The organism is Pseudomonas sp. ASL4 (genome assembly GCF_056680395.1).
Genome location: NZ_CM155280.1, coordinates 7,100,341 through 7,120,759 on the forward strand (window position 1 = coordinate 7,100,341; position 20,419 = coordinate 7,120,759).

Sequence of the window (20,419 nt, forward strand, 5' to 3'; positions counted from 1 at the left end):
ACGTTCTCAGAACTTGGCGTTCTGCAGATCATCGAGGTAACGCTCAGCGTCCAGTGCCGCCATGCAGCCAGCGCCAGCCGAGGTGATGGCTTGGCGGTAAACGTGGTCAGCGACGTCACCGGCGGCGAAGATGCCTTCGAGGTTGGTCGCAGTAGCGTTGCCTTCACGGCCGCCGTGCACGACCAGGTAGCCGTCCTTCAACGTTAGCTGACCTTCGAACAACGAGGTGTTCGGTGTGTGGCCGATGGCTATGAACACGCCGTCGACTGTCAGCTCGTCGAAGCTGCCGTCGTTGTTCTTCAGGCGAGCACCGGTCACGCCCATCTTGTCGCCCAGGACTTCGTCCAGGTTCGAGTTGAGCTTGAGGATGATCTTGCCTTCGGCAACCCGGGCATTGAGCTTGTCGATCAGGATCTTCTCGGCGCGGAAGGTTTCGCGACGGTGGATCAGGGTCACCGTGCTGGCGATGTTGGCCAGGTACAGCGCTTCTTCGACAGCGGTGTTACCGCCACCGACCACAGCCACTGGCTTGTTGCGATAGAAGAAACCGTCGCAGGTTGCGCAGGCCGAAACGCCTTTGCCCATGAACGCTTCTTCCGACGGCAGGCCCAGGTAGCGAGCGCTAGCGCCGGTGGCGATGATCAGTGCATCACAGGTGTAAGTCGCGCTGTCGCCAGTCAGGGTGTACGGCTTGGCAGCGAAGTCCACGGCATTGATGTGATCGAACACGATCTCGGTTTCAAAGCGTTCGGCGTGCTCTTTCATCCGTTCCATCAGCGCCGGGCCGGTCAGGCCATGGACGTCGCCCGGCCAGTTGTCGACTTCAGTAGTGGTGGTCAGTTGACCGCCGGCCTGCATGCCGGTGATCAGCAGCGGCTTGAGGTTGGCACGGGCGGCATAGACCGCGGCGCTGTAACCGGCAGGGCCGGAACCGAGAATAATCACTCGCGAATGACGGACTTCAGACATGACCTGCTCCTGTTAACCGGCCCGAAACACCTGGCGCGGAACGCCGGTTTGCCGGCGGGAATAAAAAAGGACTGTTGAAAGCACTTGGGGAAGGCTTGAGCTCGACAGTCCTGTAAAAGAATGGGTGCAGCGTATCGAGGGGGCGAAGATTAAGGAAATACGGTTTAACAATCCAGCTCATAGGCGGTCTCTATCCCATGGCAGCGATTTTATAGACGCCTTTGTTACAGTGAATGTCGATGCTGCGACCGCGCTTTCACCCTTGAGGCAAAGTCGGTAAGGTCGGCGCGTTTCCCTTCTGCTCGGAGCACGTTATGCCCGCCCCTGTTCTGTCCGGCCCGCAATACCTGCGCGAAGGCCTCAAGCTGGTCCTGAGCCCGGGCCTGCGTTTGTTCGTGTTGTTGCCGCTGGCGATCAACCTCGTGCTGTTCGTCGGATTGATTTACCTCGCTGGCCATCAATTCAGTATGTGGGTCGACACGTTGATGCCGTCCCTGCCCGACTGGCTGAGTTTCCTCAGTTACATCCTTTGGCCGATTTTTGTGGTGCTGGTGGCGCTGATGGTGTTTTTCACCTTCACCATGCTGGCCAACGTCATCGCCGCGCCGTTCAACGGCTTCCTGGCGGAGAAAGTCGAAGTGGTGGTGCGTGGCACCGACGACTTCCCGTCCTTCAGCTGGGGCGAACTGATCGAAATGATCCCCCGCACCCTGGCCCGGGAAATGCGCAAACTCGGCTACTTCCTGCCGCGGGCCATTGGCCTGTTCATCCTGTCGTTCATCCCGGTGGTGAACATCATCGCCGCGCCGCTGTGGCTGCTGTTCGGGGTGTGGATGATGGCAATCCAGTACATCGACTACCCGGCCGACAACCACAAACTCGGCTGGAACGAGATGCTCGCCTGGCTGCGCCAGAAACGCTGGCAGAGCATGAGTTTTGGCGGGATTGTTTACCTCGTACTGCTGATTCCGGTGGTCAACATTTTGATGATGCCGGCGGCCGTGGCCGGGGCGACCTTGTTCTGGGTGCGCGAACGAGGCGCAGAGAACCTGGTGCCCCAACGCTGAGTCGGTCACAAATCCATCATCGAAACGCCACAATGGCGACATGGCCTCAGCCGACACTGAGGTCATGACGACAGCTCTGCATATCACTCTGATCACCGAAACCTTCCCCCCGGAAATCAACGGCGTGGCCAATACCCTTGGCCGCTTGTGCGACGGTTTGCGCGCGCGCGGGCATCAAGTGGAACTGGTGCGACCGCGCCAGGGTTGTGATCGGCAACTGGGCAGCGACGATGAGTTGTTGCTCTGTCGCGGCTGGCCGTTGCCCGGTTATCCCGGATTGCAGTGGGGTCAGTCGTCGATGCACAAACTGCTGCGGCGCTGGAAACGCCATCGCCCTGACGTGCTGTACATCGCCACTGAAGGCCCGCTGGGTTTGTCGGCGTTGCGCGCCGCGCGGCGGCTGGGGATTTCGGTGGTCAGCGGCTTTCACACCAACTTCCAGCAGTACTCGAGCCAGTATGGGCTCGGTCTGCTGACGCGAATGCTGACCCACTATCTGCGCTGGTTTCACAACCGCTCGACCTTGACCCTGGTGCCCAGCGTCAGTCAGCGGCTGGAACTGGAGCGTCGGCATTTCGAGCGCTTGGCGCTGCTGTCCCGCGGCGTCGACAGCCAGTTGTTTCACCCCAGCAAGCGTCTGAACGCGCTGCGTGAGCAATGGGGATTGAGCGAAGATGACATTGCCGTTATCCATGTAGGACGCCTGGCTCACGAGAAAAACCTGGGGTTGCTCAAGCGCAGTTTCGACGCGCTGAAGAGCTCTTTCCCACAGCGAAACCTGAAGTTGATCGTGATTGGCGATGGTCCGTTGCGCATGGCTTTGGAGAAGGAATTACCCGAGGCCATTTTCTGCGGTTCGCAGCGCGGCGAAGCTCTGGCCAGTCACTATGCGTCGGGGGATGTGTTTCTGTTTCCGAGCATGACCGAGACCTTTGGCAATGTGGTGCTTGAAGCGCTGGCCTCGGGGCTGGGCGTGGTGGCCTACGATCTGGCGGCTGCCGGTCAGCACATTCGCCACGGCTACAACGGCGTACTGGCAATGCCGGGGGATGAAGCGGCGTTCTGCGAGGCGGCGCGCTGGTTGCTGGAGGAAGACGAGACCTTGCGTTGCGTGCGGCTCAATGCGCGCCAGCATGCGAGTCGTCAGGGCTGGGGCGCTATTATCGAACAGTTCGAGGGGCAGTTGCGGGGGGCGTGCGTACTGGGACAGGCCCTGCCTGATGCGGCGTTGTTGCCTTAAAAGCTTCGCGGGCAAGCCTCGCTCCTACAGGGTATGCGTCAGTTTGATCGCCACTGACCTGTAGGAGCGAGGCTTGCCCGCGAATAGGCCCTACCAATCGCCGCTTAAACCAGCGTCATCAACGCCTCACGGCTGAACGGCAGGATGTCTTCTTCACGGCCATCGCGCACTTTCTGCGCCCAGTCCGGGTCCACCAGCAGCGCACGGCCAACCGCTACCAAATCGAACTCTTCGTTATTCAAACGCTCCAGCAGATTTTCCAGGCTGGCCGGTTGGGCGATTTTGTCAGTGTTGACCATGAACTGCAGGAACTCGCCATCCAGGCCGACGCTGCCCACGGTGATAGTCGGTTTGCCGGTGAGCTTGCGAGTCCAGCCGGCCAGGTTCAGGTCGGAACCGTCGAACTCTGGTTCCCAGAAACGCCGCGTCGAGCAGTGGAAAATATCCACGCCAGCGTCGGATAACGGCTTGAGGAATTCGCCCAAGGCTTCCGGGGTTTGCACCAGGCGCGCGGTGTAGTCCTGCTGCTTCCACTGGGAGAAACGGAAGATGATCGGGAAACCTTCGCCTACCGCAGCGCGTACCGCCTGAATCAACTCGATGGCGAACCGCGAACGATTGGCCAGGCTGCCGCCGTATTCATCGGTGCGCTGGTTAGTGCCTTCCCAGAAGAACTGGTCGACCAGATAGCCGTGAGCACCGTGGATTTCCACGCCGTCCATACCGATGCTTTGCGCGTCCTTGGCAGACTGGGCAAACGCAGCAATCACGTCCTGGATATCCTGCTTGGTCATGCCGTGAACCACGACCTGACCGTCCTTCAATTTTTCAGACGGGCCATAGCCCGGAACGCTGGCATCCGGCTCGGTGCCAATGCGACGCACACTGCCCACGTGCCACAGCTGCGGAACGATCTTGCCGCCCTCGGCGTGCACTGCATCGACGACTTTTTTCCAGCCCGCCAGCGCTGCTTCGCCGTAGAAATGCGGCACATTCGGGTAGCCGTTGGAGGCCTTGTGGCCGACGGTGGTGCCTTCGGTGATGATCAGGCCAACACCGGCGGCGGCGCGGCGACGGTAGTATTCGATCACCTTGGAATTAGGCACGCCGCCTGGGGAAAAGGAGCGGGTCATCGGCGCCATGACGACGCGGGACGGCAGTTCGAGGGTGCCGAGGTGGAACGGTTTGAACAGGGCTTTGACAGGCATGGGACGCTCCACGGGAATATAGACTTTATGACGGCGATAATATGGAGAGTCGTAAGCCTTGAACAGCACTATTGATTTAAGTGATTAAGGATTAGAAACGAAAAGATCGCAGCGTTCGGCAGCTCCTACGCGGGAATGTGAACAACCGTAGGAGCTGCCGAAGGCTGCGATCTTTTGATCTTGCGGAATCAGCTCAGTGCTTTTTCGATTGCATGAACAATCGTCGGATCATCCGGCGCCGTCCGCGGCGAGAAACGCGCCAGCACCCGCCCGTCTTTACCCAGCAGGAATTTTTCGAAGTTCCAGGTGATATCGCCCGGAAACTCCGCGCCCTCGCCCGCCAGCAAACGGTACAACTGATGACGTTCGTGACCGTTGACTTCCAGCTTGCTGGACAACGGAAAGGTCACGCCATAGTTGAGGCTGCAGAATTCCTGGATCTCTTTCTCGGTGCCTGGCTCTTGTCCCGCAAACTGGTTGCACGGCAAACCCAGCACGCTGAAGCCCTGGCCCTTGAATTGCTGATAGAGGTTTTCCAGCGCCGCGTACTGTGGGGTCAAACCACATTTGGAGGCAACGTTGACCACCAGCACGACGTGCCCTTTGAAGGGCGCCAGAGGTAGCTCCTGACCATCCAGGGCTGTCAATTTAAGGTCGTGGAAAGCACTCATGACGAACTCCAAATTCCCATATTCTTCTCGAAACAGCCACTTGGCGGCGCCGCCTGGGACAGCCGCGGACTAAAAAAGGCGCCCCTCGGGCGCCTCTCCAGTTCTCTGAGCTTAGCGCAGAAATCAGTGGTGATGGCCACCTTCGCCATGGACGTGACCATGAGCGATTTCTTCCTGGCTGGCGTCACGGATGTCGATGATCTTGACCTGGAAATTCAGGCGCTGACCGGCCAACGGGTGGTTGCCGTCGACGGTGACATCGTCGCCGTCCAGGTCACGGATAGTGACGATTTGCATCTGGCCGTCCGGCGCGGAAGCGTGGAACTGCATGCCCACTTCCAGTTCGTCGACGCCTTCGAACATGCTGCGGCTCAGGGTGCTGACCAGTTCGGCAGCGTATTCGCCGTAAGCATCTTCAGGTTCTACGGCGACAGTCAGTTCGTCACCGACTTTCTTGCCTTCCAGCGCCTTTTCCAGGCCCGGAATGATGTTACCTGCGCCTTGCAGGTAGACCAGCGGCGCGCCGCCGGCGGAGCTGTCGATGACCTCACCAGCGTCGTTGGTCAGGGTATAGTCGATGGAGACAGCCTTATTGGCGGCGATCAGCATGGGGCGAGACCTTTTGCAGAAGAATATAGAAAGACCAAGTTTAGCGAAGCAATCGCCCGAAAGCGAACACAACCCGGACAGACGGATTGCGGCGCAGTTCTCGACGGTCACAGGCTTTCATCAGGACGAGGACGGGCACTGGGTGGTCGAGCTTTCCTGCGGTCATACCCAGCACCTGCGCCACCAGCCGCCCTGGCAATCCCGGGCCTGGGTCCTGGACCCGGCGCAACGTATTGAAAAAATAGGCCAACCCTTTGACTGCGGTTGGTGCGCACAAGGCTCGGTTAGCGATAACCTTGGCGACTGAATTTCGGTAGAAGGCCAGTCATAGGCGTTCACCATTGCCATGCACCTCCAGGGAATCCGCATGCAAACTTTTTTTATCGCGCCCACCGATTTTGGTGTGGGTCTGACCTCCATCAGCCTCGGGCTGGTGCGTACCCTTGAGCGAGCCGGGCTGAAAGTCGGCTTTTTCAAACCGATTGCCCAGCCGCATCCGGGTGACACCGGCCCTGAGCGCTCCACTGAACTGGTGGCGCGCACCCACGGCCTCAAGCCGCCGCAACCACTGGGCCTGGCCCATGTCGAGCGCATGCTCGGCGACGGTCAGCTGGACGAATTACTCGAAGAAATCATCACCCTGTATCAGCAGGCGGCCATCGGCAAAGACGTGCTGATCGTCGAAGGCATGGTTCCGACCCGCAGCGCCAGCTACGCCGCACGGGTCAATCTGCACTTGGCCAAGAGCCTCGATGCCGAAGTGATTCTGGTCTCGGCACCGGAAAACGAAGTGCTGACCGAACTCTCCGGCCGGGTGGAATTGCAGGCGCAGTTGTTCGGCGGCCCGAAAGACCCGAAGGTCCTCGGCGTGATCCTGAACAAGGTAAAGACCGACGAAAGCATGGAGGCCTTCGCCTCGCGCCTGAAAGAGCACTCGCCTTTGCTGCGCAGCGGCGACTTCCGGTTGCTCGGCTGCATTCCGTTCCAGCCGGAACTGAACGCCCCGCGCACCCGTGACGTCGCCGACCTGATGGGCGCGCAAATTCTCAATGCCGGTGACTACGAAACCCGGCGCATGACCAAAATCATCATCTGCGCCCGCACCATGCGCAATACCGTGGAGCTACTCAAGCCCGGCGTGCTGGTGGTGACCCCCGGCGATCGTGACGACATCATTCTCGCCGTCAGCCTCGCCGCCATGAACGGCGTGCCGCTGGCCGGCCTGTTGCTGACCAGCGACACCCTGCCCGACCCGCGAATCATGGACCTGTGCCGTGGTGCCTTGCAGGCTGGCCTGCCGGTGTTGTCGGTGAGCACCGGGTCCTACGAAACCGCCAACCTGTTAAACGGCCTGAACAAGGAAATCCCGATCGACGACCGCGAGCGCGCGGAGATCATCACCGATTTCGTCGCCAGCCACCTCGACGCCAAATGGCTGCACCAGCGTTGCGGTACGCCACGGGAAATGCGCTTGTCGCCCGCAGTGTTCCGCTATCAACTGATCCAGCGTGCCCAGGCTGCCAACAAGCGCATTGTGTTGCCTGAAGGCAGCGAGCCGCTGACCGTGCAAGCCGCCGCGATCTGCCAGGCGCGCGGGATCGCCCGTTGCGTGTTGCTGGCCAAACCGGCGGACGTCGAAGCCGTGGCCCGCGCCCAAGGTATCGAGTTGCCGCCCGGCCTGGAGATTCTTGATCCGGACCTGATTCGCGGTAACTACATCGAACCGATGGTTGCCCTGCGCAAGACCAAAAGCCTCAACGCACCGATGGCCGAGCAGCAACTGGAAGACACCGTGGTGATCGGCACCATGATGCTCGCGCTGGATGAAGTCGACGGCCTCGTCTCCGGGGTCATCCACTCCACCGCCAACACCATCCGCCCGGCCCTGCAACTGATCAAGACCGCGCCGGGCTGCACGCTGGTGTCATCGGTGTTCTTTATGCTGTTTCCCGAGGAAGTGCTGGTTTACGGTGACTGCGTGATGAACCCACACCCGAGCGCCAGCGAATTGGCCGAGATCGCGTTGCAAAGCGCCGACTCGGCCGCCGCGTTTGGCATCACCCCACGGGTGGCGATGATCAGCTATTCCAGCGGTGAGTCAGCCAGCGGTGAAGAAGTCGAGAAGGTCCGCGAAGCAACGTTGCTCGCCCACGAACAACAAAACTCGTTGCTGATCGACGGCCCGTTGCAGTACGACGCCGCCGCCAACGAAACCGTGGCCCGGCAACTGGCGCCGAACAGTCAGGTGGCCGGTCGCGCCACGGTCTTCGTGTTCCCCGACCTGAACACCGGCAACACCACCCACAAAGCCGTGCAACGCAGCGCCGACTGCGTCAGCCTCGGGCCGATGCTGCAAGGCCTGCGCAAACCGGTGAACGACCTGCCGCGCGGCGCGCAAGTCGACGACATCGTCTACACCATCGCGTTGACCGCGATTCAAGCTGCCAACCGACCTTTGGATCTTTAAATGCTGCAATTCCTACCTGCACCCGTGCGCGGCGTGATCGCCTCGCTGCTGTTGGCACTGAATACCATTTTGCTGTGCTCGTTTCTGTTCTGCGTAGCGATTTTCAAGGTGTTGCCGTTCGCCCTCACCCAGCGCTTCACGCGTTGGTTGATGGGCCACACCCATGAAGCCTGGATCAGCAACAACAAGGCCTGGATGAACCTGGTCTGCCGTACCCGCTGGCACCTCACGGGCCTTGAAGGGCTGGACTACGAACACTCGTACCTGATCACCAGTAACCACCAGAGCTGGGTCGACATCATGGTGCTGCAATACGTACTCAACCGCCGTATCCAGCCGCTGAAGTTCTTTCTCAAACAAGAACTGATCTGGGTGCCAGTGATTGGTCTGGCCTGGTGGACCCTGGGCTTTCCGTTCATGAAGCGCTACTCCAAGGCCTACCTGGAAAAACACCCGGAGAAGAAAGGCAAAGACCTGGAAACCACCCGCAAGACCTGCGACAAGTTCCGCAATAGCCCGGTGGGGATTTTCAATTTCGTCGAAGGCACACGCTTCACCGAGGGCAAGCATGCCCAGCAAAAATCACCGTTTCGCTATCTGCTGAAACCCAAGGCTGGCGGCATTGCGTTTGTGCTGGATGCGATGGGTGAGCAGCTGGAATCCATCGTCAATGTGACCATTCACTATCCGGGCGGGCGTCCGGGTTATTGGGATTTGCTCTGCGGGAACGTGAAAGATGTAGTGGTGAATTTTGAAGAGTTGAAGATTCCGCCGCAGTTCATTGGCAAGAATTACGACCAGGATGGGGAATACCGACTGGAGTTTCAGGGTTGGATCAATAAGTTGTGGGAAGACAAGGATGCGCAGCTGGCACAGATGCATCGCGAGTATCCAACCAAACACTGATCCCCTGTGGGAGCGGGCTTGCTCGCGAAAGCGGTGTATCAGTCGACATCAATGTTGAATGTCAGTCCGCTTTCGCGAGCAAGCCCGCTCCCACATTTGGATATCGCAAGACACAAAAAAACCCGCCGATGATCACTCATCGGCGGGTTTTTTATGAGCGGCTAACGCTTAGATCGCGCCGCGGCTACGCAGCAGATCCAGCACTTGCTTGACGCTTTCTTCCAGCGACAGCGACTGGGTGTCGACTACAAGGTCAGCGTCCAGTGGCACGTCGTACGGGAAGGAGTCGCCCGGGATGTTATCGCCAGCGGCGGTATACAGCCCTTGCGGATCACGCTCGGCGCAAACCGTCGGCGAGGCCTGGACGTAAACCGTCAGCAAACGCTCCTTGCCGATCAGGTCCTTGGCCTGCTCACGACCTTCGGCGCTTGGAGCAACAAATGCCGCCAGGGTCAGCAAACCGGCTTCGTTGAACTGACGCGCTACGTGCGCCGCACGACGCCAGTTCTCGATACGGCCGGCGCGATCCAGTGGCAGACCTTTGTTCAGGTCATGACGCAGGTTCTGACCGTCGAGCACGAACACCGCACGGCCCAAGTCGAACAACTTGCGTTCAACCGCATAGGCCAGCGTGCTTTTGCCTGCGCCCGACAAGCCGCTGAACAACACGGTGGTCGGTTGCTGGCCGAAGCGTTGGGCACGCTCCTCGGTGGCTACATGGGCCGATTTGCCATGATGAGTGCCGCTTTCATGGCTCAACGGCTGGGCGATGATCATGCCAGCGGCGACGGTGCCGTTGGTCAAGCGATCGATGACGATGAACGAACCGGTGGTGCGGTTGCTCGAGTAACCGTCCAGCGCGATGGCGGCGTCGAGGCTGACCTTGACCCGACCGATCTCGTTCAGGTTCAACGAACTGGCCGGACCTTCTTCCAGGGTGTTCACGTCAACGCGGTTGACGATGCTGGTGATCGAACCCGGCACGTAGGACGTGGCGCGTTTGATGTCGTATTTCTTGCCCGGCAGCATCGGTTCTTCAGCCATCCACACCAGCATGGCGTCGAAGGCGTCAGTCACTTGCGGCTGGTTGTCGGCGTGCACCAGCAAGTCACCGCGAGAGATGTCGATCTCGTCTTCCATGGTCAGCGTGACCGCTTGACCTGGACCTGCGTGCTCCAGTTCACCTTCGAAGGTGACGATGGATTTCACGCGGCTACTCTTGCCCGACGGCAGCACCACGACTTCGTCGCCCTTGTGCACGATGCCGCTGGCCAGGGTGCCGGCGAAACCACGGAAGTTCAGGTTCGGACGGTTGACGTACTGCACCGGGAAACGCAGGTCGGTGTAGTTGCGGTCGTTGGCGATTTCGACGGTTTCAAGGATTTCCATCAGCGACTGGCCGGTGTACCACGGCGAGCGCTCGGACTTGTTCACCACGTTGTCGCCCTTCAGAGCGGACATCGGCACGAAGGCCATGGTGGTCGGCTTGAACGCGATGCCTTCGGCGAACTTCAGGTAATCGGCCTTGATCGACTCGAACACGCTTTCGTCGAAGCCATTGAGGTCCATCTTGTTGATGGCGACCACGATGTGCTTGATGCCGAGCAACGAGGCAATGAAGCTGTGGCGACGGGTCTGGGTCTGCACGCCGTAACGGGCATCGACCAGGATGATCGCCAGGTCACAGGTGGACGCACCGGTGGCCATGTTGCGGGTGTACTGCTCATGGCCAGGGGTATCGGCGATGATGAATTTGCGCTTGGCGGTGGAGAAGTAGCGGTAAGCGACATCGATGGTGATTCCCTGCTCACGCTCAGCCTGCAAGCCGTCGACCAGCAATGCCAGGTCGATGTCTTCGCCGGTGGTGCCGACTTTTTTCGAGTCGCGGGTGATGGCTTCCAGGTGATCTTCGTAGATCATTTTGGAGTCGTGCAGCAGGCGCCCGATCAGGGTGCTCTTGCCGTCGTCGACGTTGCCACAGGTCAGAAAGCGCAGCATTTCCTTGCGTTCGTGCTGGCCCAGGTAGGCGAGGATGTCCTCGCTGATCAAATCAGATACGTGCGACATGACAACCCCTTAGAAATAACCCTGACGTTTCTTTTCTTCCATCGAGCCTGCGCCATCGTGATCGATGACCCGGCCCTGGCGTTCGGAAGTTCGCGTCAGGAGCATTTCCTGAATGATGTCGGTCAGGCTGGTGGCCTCGGACTCGACCGCACCGGTCAACGGGTAGTCGCCCAGCGTACGGAAACGGACCTTTTTCTTGACGATGCGCGCCTTGTCTTCGTCGCTCAGGTGATTGAGCAGGCGTTCGTCGTCGATCATGATCCAGGTGCCGTTCATCTCGATAACGTCGCGCTCGGCGGCGAAATACAGCGGCACAATCGGGATGCCTTCGAGGTAGATGTACTGCCAGATGTCCAGTTCGGTCCAGTTCGACAATGGGAACACACGAATGGATTCGCCCTTGTTGACGTTACCGTTGTAGACGTTCCACAGCTCCGGGCGCTGGTTCTTCGGGTCCCAGCGGTGCTTGGTATCGCGGAAGGAATACACGCGCTCTTTGGCGCGGGATTTCTCTTCGTCACGGCGGGCACCACCAAATGCGGCGTCGAAGCCGTACTTGTCGAGGGCCTGCTTGAGGCCTTCGGTTTTCATGATGTCAGTGTGTTTGGCACTGCCGTGGGTCAGCGGGTTGATACCCTGCGCAACGCCATCGGGGTTGACGTGCACCAGCAGGTCCAGGCCCAGTTCTTCGACCATGCGGTCGCGGAACGTGTACATCTCCTTGAACTTCCACTGGGTGTCGACGTGCATTACCGGGAACGGCAGCTTGCCCGGGAAGAATGCCTTGCGCGCAAGGTGCAGCATCACGGCGGAGTCTTTACCGACGGAGTACAGCATCACCGGGTTATCGAACTCGGCGGCGACCTCGCGGATGATGTGGATGCTTTCGGCCTCCAGCTGTTTCAGATGCGTCAGTTTGTCGACCATGGCTACTCACGAAAACGATCTTATGGACGGCCAGCGGGCCGTGTTCGAGCGGGGAATCCTAGCACAGCGGCCCCCTTCTAATCAGGACGCCAACTAGATCGAAAGGGTATATGAATATACCCCCTCGTTTGGCCACCACAGATCTCATGTGGGAGCGGGCTTGCTCGCGAATGCTGACTCACATTCAACATTGATGTCGACTGATACGCCGCCTTCGCGAGCAAGCCCGCTCCCACATTTTGATCAGTGGTCGATCTCAGATCGGGTTCGGGCAATCGATGAAGATGTGTTCCAGGGCAAACCGGCGTGCCAGGTAATCCCCCAGCGCCTGAACGCCATAGCGCTCAGTGGCGTGGTGGCCCGCGGCGATGAAACTGATGTCGTTTTCCCGGGCACTGTGGAAGGTCTGTTCGGACGCTTCGCCGCTGAGGTACAGATCGACACCCGCCAGAACCGCCTGATCAATGTAACCCTGACCGCCACCGGTGCACCAGCCGACCCGACGGATCATCTCGCTGCCTTCAATCAGCAACGGCTCACGACCCATGACTTCCTGCACACGACGGGCGAAGTCACGCGGGCTCATCGGTTCGCTCAGCGAGCCGACCAGACCGACGACGTTCAGGTTATCGGGGTCCAGCGGGCCCTCGACGGTGATGTCCAACTGACGCGCAAGCTGCACGTTGTTGCCGACGTCCGGGTGCAGGTCCAGAGGCAAGTGATACGACAGCAAACTGATGTCGTGCTTGAGCAGGGTTTTCAACCGGCGTTGCTTCATGCCGGTGATGCACGGGTTCTCGCCCTTCCAGAAATAGCCGTGATGCACCAACACCAGATCGGCCTTGGCTTCCACCGCAGCGTCCAGCAGCGCCTGGCTGGCGGTGACGCCGCTGACGATGCGCATCACTTGCGGGCGGCCTTCGACCTGCAACCCGTTGGGGCAGTAGTCGGCAATCTTTGAACTGTTCAGGTAACGGTCGGCTTCTTCGACCAGGGTGCTCAGGGCGACGGCCATAAAAGACTCCTAAATATCCCGTTCAGAGGCACGCGCGACCTCTATAATGCGCGACATTATGGGCGGTCTCATACCACCTGCAACCTCTGTAGGACTTGTTTAATGCTTAAGGCGCTGCGTTTTTCCGGCTGGCCGTTGTTGGCCGGCGTGCTTATCGCTCTGTTGATCATTCAGCGTTACCCGCAATGGGTCGGGCTTCCGAGCCTCGACGTCAACCTGCAGCAAGCTCCGCAAACCACCAGCGTGCAACAGGGGCCCGTGTCCTATGCCGATGCCGTGGTCATTGCCGCGCCGGCGGTGGTCAACCTGTACACCACCAAAGTCATCAACAAACCCAATCACCCGCTGTTCGAAGATCCGCAGTTCCGCCGCTTCTTCGGCGACAACTCGCCCAAGCAGAAGCGCATGGAGTCAAGCCTGGGTTCCGGCGTGATCATGAGCCCGGAAGGCTACATCCTGACCAATAACCACGTGACCACCGGCGCCGACCAGATTGTCGTGGCGCTCAAGGATGGCCGTGAGACCCTGGCCCGGGTCATCGGCAGCGACCCGGAAACCGATCTCGCGGTATTGAAGATCGACCTGAAAACCCTGCCGTCGATCACGATCGGGCGTTCCGACAACATCCGCATCGGTGACGTCGCGCTGGCCATCGGCAACCCGTTCGGTGTCGGCCAGACCGTGACCATGGGCATCATCAGCGCCACTGGCCGCAATCAACTGGGCCTGAACAACTACGAAGACTTCATCCAGACCGACGCCGCGATCAACCCCGGCAACTCTGGAGGTGCGCTGGTGGATGCCAACGGCAACCTGACCGGCATCAACACGGCTATTTTCTCCAAGTCCGGCGGCTCGCAAGGCATCGGTTTTGCGATTCCGGTGAAACTGGCGATGGAAGTGATGAAGTCGATCATCGAACACGGCCAGGTAATTCGTGGCTGGCTGGGGATTGAAGTGCAGCCGTTGACTCAGGAACTGGCGGAGTCGTTCGGCCTGTCCGGGCGTCCGGGGATTGTGGTGGCGGGGATTTTCCGTGACGGCCCGGCGCAGAAGGCCGGCCTGCAACTGGGTGACGTGATCCTCAGCATCGACGGCGAACCGGCCGGCGATGGTCGCCGCTCGATGAACCAGGTGGCGCGGATCAAACCGACCGACAAGGTCTCGATTCAGGTGATGCGTAACGGCAAGGAATTGAAGCTGAGCGCGGAGATTGGTTTGCGTCCGCCGCCGGCACCGGTCAAAGAAGAAGAGTAAACAGACACCACAAAACTACTGTGGGAGCGAGGCTTGCCCGCGAAGGCATCAGGTCAGTCAGCGATGATGTCGACTGACCGACCGCCTTCGCGGGCAAGTCGGATCGCCGCACCGCTCGCTCCTACAAGGGTCAGCGGTGATTACAGATCGCCGAGGCCGTCGATCAACGCCTGATTCTGCTCCGGCGTGCCGATGGAGATCCGCAGGAACTGGGCAATCCGTTCCTGCTTGAAGTGCCGAACGATCACGCCCTGCTCACGCAACTTCGCTGCCAGAGCCGCCGCATCGTGCTGCGGGTGCCGGGCGAAGATGAAGTTGGCCGCCGACGGCAGTACTTCAAAGCCCTTGGCCTCCAACTGCGCGACAACCTTCTCGCGATTGTCGATGACCAACCGGCAAGTCTTGTCGAAGTACTCGCGATCCTCGAACGCCGCCGCTGCCCCGACATTCGCCAGGCGATCCAGCGGATAAGAGTTGAAGCTGTTCTTGATCCGCTCCAGCGCCTCGATCAGGTCTGGATGCCCAACCGCCAGACCGACCCGCAGGCCCGCCAAAGAACGGGACTTGGACAGGGTCTGGGTCACGAGCAGGTTCGGGTAACGGTCCACCAGGCTGATCGCGGTTTCGCCGCCGAAGTCGATATAGGCTTCATCGACCACCACCACGGAATCCGGGCTGGCCTTGAGGATTTGCTCCACGGCATCCAGCGCCAACAGACAACCGGTCGGTGCGTTCGGGTTCGGAAAAATGATCCCGCCGTTCGGCTTGGCGTAGTCTGCCGGGTTGATCTGGAATTGCGCGTCCAGCGGCACCGCATCGAAGGCAATGCCGTACAACCCGCAGTAGACCGGATAGAAGCTGTAGCTGATGTCCGGGAACAGCACCGGATTGTCGTGTTGCAACAAGCCGTGGAAGATGTGCGCCAGGACTTCATCGGAGCCATTGCCGAGGAACACTTGGTTCGCCTGCACGCCGTAATAAGTGGCGACCGCATTCTTCAGCAGATCGCTGTTCGGGTCCGGGTACAGGCGCAGGTTGTCGTTCAGTTCGGTCTGCATCGCGGCCAAGGCTTTAGGCGATGGGCCGTACGGGTTTTCGTTGGTGTTGAGCTTCACCAGTTTCGCCAGCTTCGGCTGCTCGCCCGGTACGTAAGGCACCAGACTCTTGACGAAGGGACTCCAGAATTTACTCATCTTTATTTCCCTTCTTGATCATCAACGATGCGGTATTCAGCGCTACGGGCGTGAGCGGTCAGCGACTCGCCACGGGCCAGCACGGAAGCGGTTTTGCCCAATTCGGAAGCACCCTGCTCGGAGCAGAAGATGATCGACGAGCGTTTCTGGAAGTCGTACACACCCAGCGGCGAAGAGAATCGCGCGGTGCCGGAGGTCGGCAAGACGTGGTTCGGCCCGGCGCAGTAATCGCCCAACGCTTCGGAGGTGTGACGGCCCATGAAGATTGCACCAGCGTGGCGGATCTGCGGCAGCCAGGCTTGTGGATCGGCGACCGACAACTCCAGGTGCTCCGGCGCGATGCGGTTGGCCACTTCGATGGCTTGTTGCATGTCGCGGACCAGGATCAGCGCGCCGCGGCCATTGATCGACGTCTCGATGATCTCGGCACGTTCCATCGTCGGCAGCAATTTGCTGATGCTGGCGGCGACTTTGTCGAGGAACTCGGCGTCCGGGCTGACCAGAATCGCCTGGGCGTCTTCGTCATGCTCGGCCTGGGAGAACAGGTCCATGGCGATCCAGTCCGGATCGGTCTGGCCGTCGCAGACCACAAGGATCTCGGACGGACCGGCGATCATGTCGATGCCGACCTGGCCAAACACGTGGCGCTTGGCGGTGGCGACATAAATATTGCCCGGGCCAACCACTTTGTCGACCTTCGGCACGCTTTCGGTGCCGTAAGCCAGCGCGGCAACCGCTTGGGCGCCACCGATGGTAAACACACGATCCACGCCGGCAATGCAGGCCGCGGCCAATACCAGTTCATTGATTTCACCGCGCGGGGTCGGCACGACCATGACCACTTCGGTCACGCCAGCGACCTTGGCCGGAATCGCGTTCATCAGTACCGACGACGGGTACGACGCCTTGCCGCCCGGCACGTACAGACCGGCGCGATCCAGCGGCGTGACCTTCTGGCCCAGCACCGTGCCGTCGGCTTCGGTGTAGCTCCAGGAGTCCTGTTTCTGTTTTTCGTGGTAGCTGCGCACTCGGGCCGCGGCTTTTTCCAATGCTTCGCGCTGGGGCGCGGTGATGCGGGTCAGGGCCAGCTCCAGACGTTCACGCGGCAGGATCAAGTCTGCCATCGAGGCGACTTGCAGGCCGTCGAACTTCTGGGTGAATTCCACCAGCGCCGCATCGCCACGCTCGCGCACGGCTTTGATGATGTCCAGCACCCGCTGATTGACCGAGTCGTCAGACACACTTTCCCAGCTCAGCAGATGATCCAGATGATGTGCGAAATCCGGGTCAGCAGCGTTGAGTCGGCGAATTGCAGTCGGTGCGGTCATAGCGAGAGCCTCATAGGAATGGCAAAAACTCAGGCGCCCTAACTTAGCAGTCGTTTCCGCTTGGGCACCTGAGAATTCTGGCTATGAGGCGGATAGACGGGCGCGACTTAACGTCGCGCAGGTGAATCAGCCGCGGTGTCGAGACTCCACTGCCTTGCGCAGGGTGTCGATCAACGCCTGGATACGGGCGTGCTGCATTTTCATCGAAGCTTTGTTGACGATCAGACGGGAGCTGATGTCAGCGATGAAATCCTGTGGTTCCAGGCCATTGGCCCGCAGCGTGTTACCGGTGTCGACCACGTCGATGATCTTGTCGGCCAGACCGATCAGCGGTGCCAGCTCCATCGAGCCGTAGAGCTTGATGATGTCGACCTGACGACCCTGCTCGGCGTAGTAACGCTTGGCAACGTTGACGAACTTGGTGGCAACGCGCAGTCGGCCCTTGGGCTCGACTGCGCCAATTTTGCCGGCGGTCATCAGCTTGCACAGGGCAATTCGTAGGTCCAGCGGCTCGTAGAGGCCCTGGCCGCCGTATTCCATCAGCACATCTTTACCGGCGACGCCCAGGTCCGCGGCACCATGTTCGACGTAAGTCGGCACATCGGTGGCGCGCACGATCAGCAGACGTACGTCGGGCTGGGTCGTGGGGATGATCAGCTTGCGGCTCTTGTCCGGATTCTCGGTCGGCACGATGCCTGCTTCAGCCAGAAGCGGCAGGGTGTCGTCAAGGATGCGGCCCTTGGACAGTGCGATGGTCAACATGGGAAACGTCAGTCCTTATCAAGGTACTCATGTCCGGTCGCAAACGGCGCCGGACACACATCGAGCCGGTAACCGGCTCGACTGAACAATTCAACGGGCGCGTCCCTGCGCCCATGCAGCAGAAACTAGCCCGGTACGCGGCGGATCTTGGCGCCGAGCATCTGCAGTTTCTCTTCGATGCACTCGTAACCACGGTCGATGTGGTAGATGCGATCGATCAGGGTGTCGCCTTCGGCGATCAGTGCCGAGATTACCAGGCTGGCCGAAGCACGCAGGTCGGTGGCCATGACTGGCGCGCCTTTCAGCTTCTCGGTGCCGGTAACGATGGCGGTGTTGCCCTCGACCTGGATCTTGGCGCCCATGCGGTGCAACTCATACACGTGCATGAAACGATTTTCGAAGATCGTCTCGATCACCGCACCGGTGCCTTCGGCAATGGCGTTGAGGGAGATGAACTGCGCCTGCATATCGGTCGGGAACGCCGGGTACGGAGCGGTACGCACATTGACGGCTTTTGGCCGCTTGCCGTGCATGTTCAGCTCGATCCAGTCATCGCCGCAGGTGATTTCGGCACCCGACTCACGGAGTTTTTCCAGAACGGCTTCGAGGATGGTCGGATCAGTGTCCTTGACCTTCACACGGCCGCCGGTCACGGCAGCTGCCACCAGGTAGGTGCCGGTTTCGATACGGTCCGGCATCACTTTATAGGTGGCCGGGTGCAGACGCTCAACGCCATCGATGGTGATGGTGTCGGTGCCGGCGCCAGTGATCTTGGCACCCATGGCGATCAGGAAGTTCGCCAGGTCGATGACTTCAGGCTCGCGAGCGGCGTTAGCCAGAACGCTGCGGCCCTTGGCCAGAGCGGCGGCCATCATGATGTTTTCGGTACCGGTCACGCTGACGGTGTCGAAGAAGAAGTGCGCACCGCGCAAGCCGCCTTCAGGCGCCTTGGCCTTGATGTAGCCGCCCTCGACATCGATGACTGCGCCCATGGCTTCGAGGCCACGGATGTGCAGGTCGACCGGACGCGAACCAATGGCGCAACCGCCAGGCAGCGCGACTTCGGCTTCACCGAAACGGGCAACCATCGGCCCCAATACCAGGATCGAGGCACGCATGGTTTTCACCAGTTCGTACGGCGCGATCAGGGTCTTGATGGTGCGTGGGTCGATTTCGACGCTCAGCTTCTCGTCGATCACCGGCTCGATGCCCATGCGACCGAACAGCTCGATCATGGTGGTGATGTCGTGCAGGTGCGGCAGGTTGGCCACGGTGACCGGGCCATCACACAACAGAGTGGCCGCAAGGATCGGCAGGGCAGAGTTCTTTGCCCCGGAGATGCGGATTTCGCCATCAAGACGAACGCCACCAGTAATAATCAATTTATCCATAAGAATCTCGACGCCCTTGGGCTCAGGTGCGCTCGGCCCAGGCCGCGCTGCTGAAAAATTTCATAGTGACCGCATGGATGCTGCCATCGGTGATCCATGGGTTCAAATGGGCATAGATCTGCTGCTGACGCTTCACCGGGCTCAACGCCGCCAGTTCATCGCTAATCACGTTCAGTTGAAAGTTGCAGCCTTCGCCCTCAACTTCAACCTGCACAGATAAAAAAGTCTCGGACAGCTTTCCTTCGAGAAAGCTCTTCACTTCGGTGGCCTGCATGCTCAACCTCAATCGGCGCTCTGCGCGCGCGGGTCGGACATCATACAAAAAAGCCCCGCGCCTGCGAACCCCGCATTCACAGGACTCTGACGGGGGGCTTCTTTATAGATGCCGGTTAGGGGTGCGCCAACAGCTCGGTCAATTCGCTGACCTGAGCGATTTCGCGCATGTCTTCGGGCATTGCGCGGATGCTGACGGCCTTGCCGGCCGCCTCTGCATCACGCATGAAACACAGCAGCAGCGACAAGCCGACACTGCTGGATTTCAACACCGCCGAACAATCGACCACCACGGCGGGGGCCGTACTGGCTTTGATCAGCGCCTGGCCCTGCTTGCGCAGACCCGGGCCGGTGCGGTAATCCAGCATGCCGCTCAACCGCAGCTCGCCGGACTCGCTCATGCGAATGGCCGATACACTCATTGTGCTGGCTTCTCGGTGCTGGCCTTGGCTTTGGCGACTTCCCCGGCCCAACCATTGATGGTCTTGTCCAGGTCGTTGCCATTGCGCTGCATCGCGTCAGCAAACTGATCGCGGAACAGCTTGCCAATGTTGATGCCGTTGATGATCACGTTGCGCAGCTTCCACTCGCCATTGATCTTCTCGAGCGTGTACTGCACCGGATAAATCGCGCCGTTGCTGCCCTTGACCGTCATGCCAATGCTGGTGCGGTCGCCCGACTCATCCTTGGCAGGATCAACGACGATGCCCTGGTTGTTGTACTCCAGCAAGGCGTTGCCGTAGAACTGGAACAGGCCTTTCTTGAAGTTTTCCTGAAAGGTCTGCATTTGCGCAGGCGTGGCTTTGCGCGAGTACTTGACCGTCATGATGCTTTTGGAAATGCCCTCGGCATCCACCACAGGTCCGACGATGGTGTTCAGCGCCGTATAAAAGTCCTGCGGGTCCTGCTTGTACTTCTCTTTATTGGCCGACAGATCGGCAAGCATCCGATTGGTCGTGTCCTGCACGAGCGCGTGCGCGGAAGAATCCGCCACGGCGTTGCCCATCAGCGGCAATGTTGCAAGCAGTACCAGCAGGCCACGTCGCAAGGTAGAAATCATTCAAAAGCT

The 20,419-nt window shown here is 59.9% G+C and carries 20 protein-coding genes; 6 read left to right on the plus strand and 14 right to left on the minus strand.

The annotated features are described in order from the left end of the window. Window positions 1-6: 6 nt before the first annotated feature. On the minus strand, window positions 7-969 hold the full coding sequence (trxB, locus tag AC1MEW_RS32530; RefSeq protein WP_201200649.1) for a thioredoxin-disulfide reductase: 963 nt from the start codon (window positions 967-969) through the stop codon (window positions 7-9). A 314-nt stretch (window positions 970-1,283) separates the two neighbouring features. On the opposite strand from trxB, the gene cysZ reads away from it, so the two are divergent. Continuing rightward, entirely contained in the window at window positions 1,284-2,036 is a 753-nt protein-coding gene (cysZ, locus tag AC1MEW_RS32535) for a sulfate transporter CysZ (RefSeq protein WP_201200618.1), read from the plus strand. 40 nt (window positions 2,037-2,076) lie between these two features. Further along, window positions 2,077-3,276, plus strand: coding sequence for a glycosyltransferase family 4 protein (locus AC1MEW_RS32540; protein ID WP_201255359.1), 1,200 nt, complete (start codon window positions 2,077-2,079; stop codon window positions 3,274-3,276). Window positions 3,277-3,380: 104 nt separating this feature from the next. Here AC1MEW_RS32540 and AC1MEW_RS32545 read toward each other — a convergent pair whose 3' ends face one another. The 3 genes from AC1MEW_RS32545 to AC1MEW_RS32555 all read right to left on the minus strand — a co-directional run bounded on the left by AC1MEW_RS32545 (window position 3,381) and on the right by AC1MEW_RS32555 (window position 5,764). Further along, a complete protein-coding gene (locus AC1MEW_RS32545; protein ID WP_201200616.1) occupies window positions 3,381-4,484 on the minus strand; it encodes an NADH:flavin oxidoreductase in 1,104 nt (367 codons plus the stop codon). A gap of 188 nt (window positions 4,485-4,672) precedes the next feature. Beyond that, the gene (locus AC1MEW_RS32550; RefSeq protein WP_201200615.1) at window positions 4,673-5,155 is read right to left on the minus strand and encodes a glutathione peroxidase; all 483 of its coding nucleotides are present in this window, start codon (window positions 5,153-5,155) and stop codon (window positions 4,673-4,675) included. A 123-nt stretch (window positions 5,156-5,278) separates the two neighbouring features. Next, complete coding sequence (locus AC1MEW_RS32555) at window positions 5,279-5,764, minus strand: FKBP-type peptidyl-prolyl cis-trans isomerase (RefSeq protein ID WP_201195774.1); 486 nt, start codon at window positions 5,762-5,764, stop codon at window positions 5,279-5,281. Between AC1MEW_RS32555 and AC1MEW_RS32560 the strand changes: the two genes are divergently transcribed. From AC1MEW_RS32560 to AC1MEW_RS32570, 3 genes are read left to right on the plus strand one after another with little or no spacing between them, the layout of a single operon-like run. Further along, window positions 5,733-6,071, plus strand: coding sequence for a DUF3565 domain-containing protein (locus AC1MEW_RS32560; protein WP_480424904.1), 339 nt, complete (start codon window positions 5,733-5,735; stop codon window positions 6,069-6,071). The two genes, AC1MEW_RS32555 and AC1MEW_RS32560, sit on opposite strands and share 32 nt — an antisense overlap. 60 nt (window positions 6,072-6,131) lie before the next feature. After that, a complete protein-coding gene (gene pta, locus AC1MEW_RS32565) occupies window positions 6,132-8,231 on the plus strand; it encodes a phosphate acetyltransferase (RefSeq protein ID WP_201200613.1) in 2,100 nt (699 codons plus the stop codon). Beyond that, on the plus strand, window positions 8,232-9,137 hold the full coding sequence (locus tag AC1MEW_RS32570; protein WP_201255360.1) for an acyltransferase: 906 nt from the start codon (window positions 8,232-8,234) through the stop codon (window positions 9,135-9,137). A gap of 168 nt (window positions 9,138-9,305) precedes the next feature. On the opposite strand, the gene cysN is transcribed toward AC1MEW_RS32570, so the two are convergent. From cysN to AC1MEW_RS32585, 3 genes are all read right to left on the minus strand, one after another. Then, window positions 9,306-11,204, minus strand: coding sequence for a sulfate adenylyltransferase subunit CysN (gene cysN / locus AC1MEW_RS32575; protein WP_480424907.1), 1,899 nt, complete (start codon window positions 11,202-11,204; stop codon window positions 9,306-9,308). Window positions 11,205-11,213: 9 nt separating this feature from the next. Continuing rightward, the gene (cysD, locus tag AC1MEW_RS32580) at window positions 11,214-12,131 is read right to left on the minus strand and encodes a sulfate adenylyltransferase subunit CysD (protein WP_201114859.1); all 918 of its coding nucleotides are present in this window, start codon (window positions 12,129-12,131) and stop codon (window positions 11,214-11,216) included. Window positions 12,132-12,387: 256 nt separating this feature from the next. Next, window positions 12,388-13,146: a Nif3-like dinuclear metal center hexameric protein gene (locus AC1MEW_RS32585; RefSeq protein ID WP_480424909.1), complete on the minus strand. Its 759-nt coding sequence runs from the start codon at window positions 13,144-13,146 to the stop codon at window positions 12,388-12,390. A gap of 102 nt (window positions 13,147-13,248) precedes the next feature. Between AC1MEW_RS32585 and algW the strand changes: the two genes are divergently transcribed. Further along, window positions 13,249-14,403, plus strand: coding sequence for a Do family serine endopeptidase AlgW (gene algW / locus AC1MEW_RS32590; protein ID WP_201200607.1), 1,155 nt, complete (start codon window positions 13,249-13,251; stop codon window positions 14,401-14,403). Window positions 14,404-14,543: 140 nt separating this feature from the next. Here the strand turns inward: algW and hisC are convergent, their stop codons facing one another. The 7 genes from hisC to AC1MEW_RS32625 all read right to left on the minus strand — a co-directional run bounded on the left by hisC (window position 14,544) and on the right by AC1MEW_RS32625 (window position 20,410). Further along, window positions 14,544-15,596: a histidinol-phosphate transaminase gene (gene hisC / locus AC1MEW_RS32595; protein ID WP_201256724.1), complete on the minus strand. Its 1,053-nt coding sequence runs from the start codon at window positions 15,594-15,596 to the stop codon at window positions 14,544-14,546. A 2-nt stretch (window positions 15,597-15,598) separates the two neighbouring features. After that, the gene (gene hisD / locus AC1MEW_RS32600; protein WP_323570501.1) at window positions 15,599-16,924 is read right to left on the minus strand and encodes a histidinol dehydrogenase; all 1,326 of its coding nucleotides are present in this window, start codon (window positions 16,922-16,924) and stop codon (window positions 15,599-15,601) included. A 126-nt stretch (window positions 16,925-17,050) separates the two neighbouring features. After that, complete coding sequence (gene hisG, locus AC1MEW_RS32605; protein ID WP_201200599.1) at window positions 17,051-17,686, minus strand: ATP phosphoribosyltransferase; 636 nt, start codon at window positions 17,684-17,686, stop codon at window positions 17,051-17,053. Between the two features lie 125 nt (window positions 17,687-17,811). Continuing rightward, the gene (gene murA, locus AC1MEW_RS32610; RefSeq protein WP_054049887.1) at window positions 17,812-19,077 is read right to left on the minus strand and encodes a UDP-N-acetylglucosamine 1-carboxyvinyltransferase; all 1,266 of its coding nucleotides are present in this window, start codon (window positions 19,075-19,077) and stop codon (window positions 17,812-17,814) included. A 22-nt stretch (window positions 19,078-19,099) separates the two neighbouring features. Beyond that, window positions 19,100-19,351 (minus strand): BolA family protein, encoded by a 252-nt coding sequence (locus AC1MEW_RS32615; protein WP_201195781.1) that lies wholly within the window; start codon window positions 19,349-19,351, stop codon window positions 19,100-19,102. Window positions 19,352-19,466: 115 nt separating this feature from the next. Continuing rightward, complete coding sequence (locus AC1MEW_RS32620) at window positions 19,467-19,772, minus strand: STAS domain-containing protein (protein WP_322270557.1); 306 nt, start codon at window positions 19,770-19,772, stop codon at window positions 19,467-19,469. After that, a complete protein-coding gene (locus AC1MEW_RS32625; RefSeq protein ID WP_201200595.1) occupies window positions 19,769-20,410 on the minus strand; it encodes an MlaC/ttg2D family ABC transporter substrate-binding protein in 642 nt (213 codons plus the stop codon). Before AC1MEW_RS32625 ends, AC1MEW_RS32620 begins: the two co-directional genes overlap by 4 nt. Between the last annotated feature and the right edge of the window lie 9 nt (window positions 20,411-20,419).

Excerpts from the sequence above, each read along its gene's own strand:
- trxB (WP_201200649.1), bottom strand. The coding sequence starts at position 969 with ATGTCTGAAGTCCGTCATTCGCGAGTGATTATTCTCGGTTCCGGCCCT.
- cysZ (WP_201200618.1), top strand. The coding sequence starts at position 1,284 with ATGCCCGCCCCTGTTCTGTCCGGCCCGCAATACCTGCGCGAAGGCCTC.
- AC1MEW_RS32540 (WP_201255359.1), top strand. The coding sequence starts at position 2,077 with ATGGCCTCAGCCGACACTGAGGTCATGACGACAGCTCTGCATATCACT.
- AC1MEW_RS32545 (WP_201200616.1), bottom strand. The coding sequence starts at position 4,484 with ATGCCTGTCAAAGCCCTGTTCAAACCGTTCCACCTCGGCACCCTCGAA.
- AC1MEW_RS32550 (WP_201200615.1), bottom strand. The coding sequence starts at position 5,155 with ATGAGTGCTTTCCACGACCTTAAATTGACAGCCCTGGATGGTCAGGAG.
- AC1MEW_RS32560 (WP_480424904.1), top strand. The coding sequence starts at position 5,733 with ATGGAGACAGCCTTATTGGCGGCGATCAGCATGGGGCGAGACCTTTTG.
- AC1MEW_RS32555 (WP_201195774.1), bottom strand. The coding sequence starts at position 5,764 with ATGCTGATCGCCGCCAATAAGGCTGTCTCCATCGACTATACCCTGACC.
- pta (WP_201200613.1), top strand. The coding sequence starts at position 6,132 with ATGCAAACTTTTTTTATCGCGCCCACCGATTTTGGTGTGGGTCTGACC.
- AC1MEW_RS32570 (WP_201255360.1), top strand. The coding sequence starts at position 8,232 with ATGCTGCAATTCCTACCTGCACCCGTGCGCGGCGTGATCGCCTCGCTG.
- cysN (WP_480424907.1), bottom strand. The coding sequence starts at position 11,204 with ATGTCGCACGTATCTGATTTGATCAGCGAGGACATCCTCGCCTACCTG.
- cysD (WP_201114859.1), bottom strand. The coding sequence starts at position 12,131 with ATGGTCGACAAACTGACGCATCTGAAACAGCTGGAGGCCGAAAGCATC.
- AC1MEW_RS32585 (WP_480424909.1), bottom strand. The coding sequence starts at position 13,146 with ATGGCCGTCGCCCTGAGCACCCTGGTCGAAGAAGCCGACCGTTACCTG.
- algW (WP_201200607.1), top strand. The coding sequence starts at position 13,249 with ATGCTTAAGGCGCTGCGTTTTTCCGGCTGGCCGTTGTTGGCCGGCGTG.
- hisC (WP_201256724.1), bottom strand. The coding sequence starts at position 15,596 with ATGAGTAAATTCTGGAGTCCCTTCGTCAAGAGTCTGGTGCCTTACGTA.
- hisD (WP_323570501.1), bottom strand. The coding sequence starts at position 16,924 with ATGACCGCACCGACTGCAATTCGCCGACTCAACGCTGCTGACCCGGAT.
- hisG (WP_201200599.1), bottom strand. The coding sequence starts at position 17,686 with ATGTTGACCATCGCACTGTCCAAGGGCCGCATCCTTGACGACACCCTG.
- murA (WP_054049887.1), bottom strand. The coding sequence starts at position 19,077 with ATGGATAAATTGATTATTACTGGTGGCGTTCGTCTTGATGGCGAAATC.
- AC1MEW_RS32615 (WP_201195781.1), bottom strand. The coding sequence starts at position 19,351 with ATGCAGGCCACCGAAGTGAAGAGCTTTCTCGAAGGAAAGCTGTCCGAG.
- AC1MEW_RS32620 (WP_322270557.1), bottom strand. The coding sequence starts at position 19,772 with ATGAGTGTATCGGCCATTCGCATGAGCGAGTCCGGCGAGCTGCGGTTG.
- AC1MEW_RS32625 (WP_201200595.1), bottom strand. The coding sequence starts at position 20,410 with ATGATTTCTACCTTGCGACGTGGCCTGCTGGTACTGCTTGCAACATTG.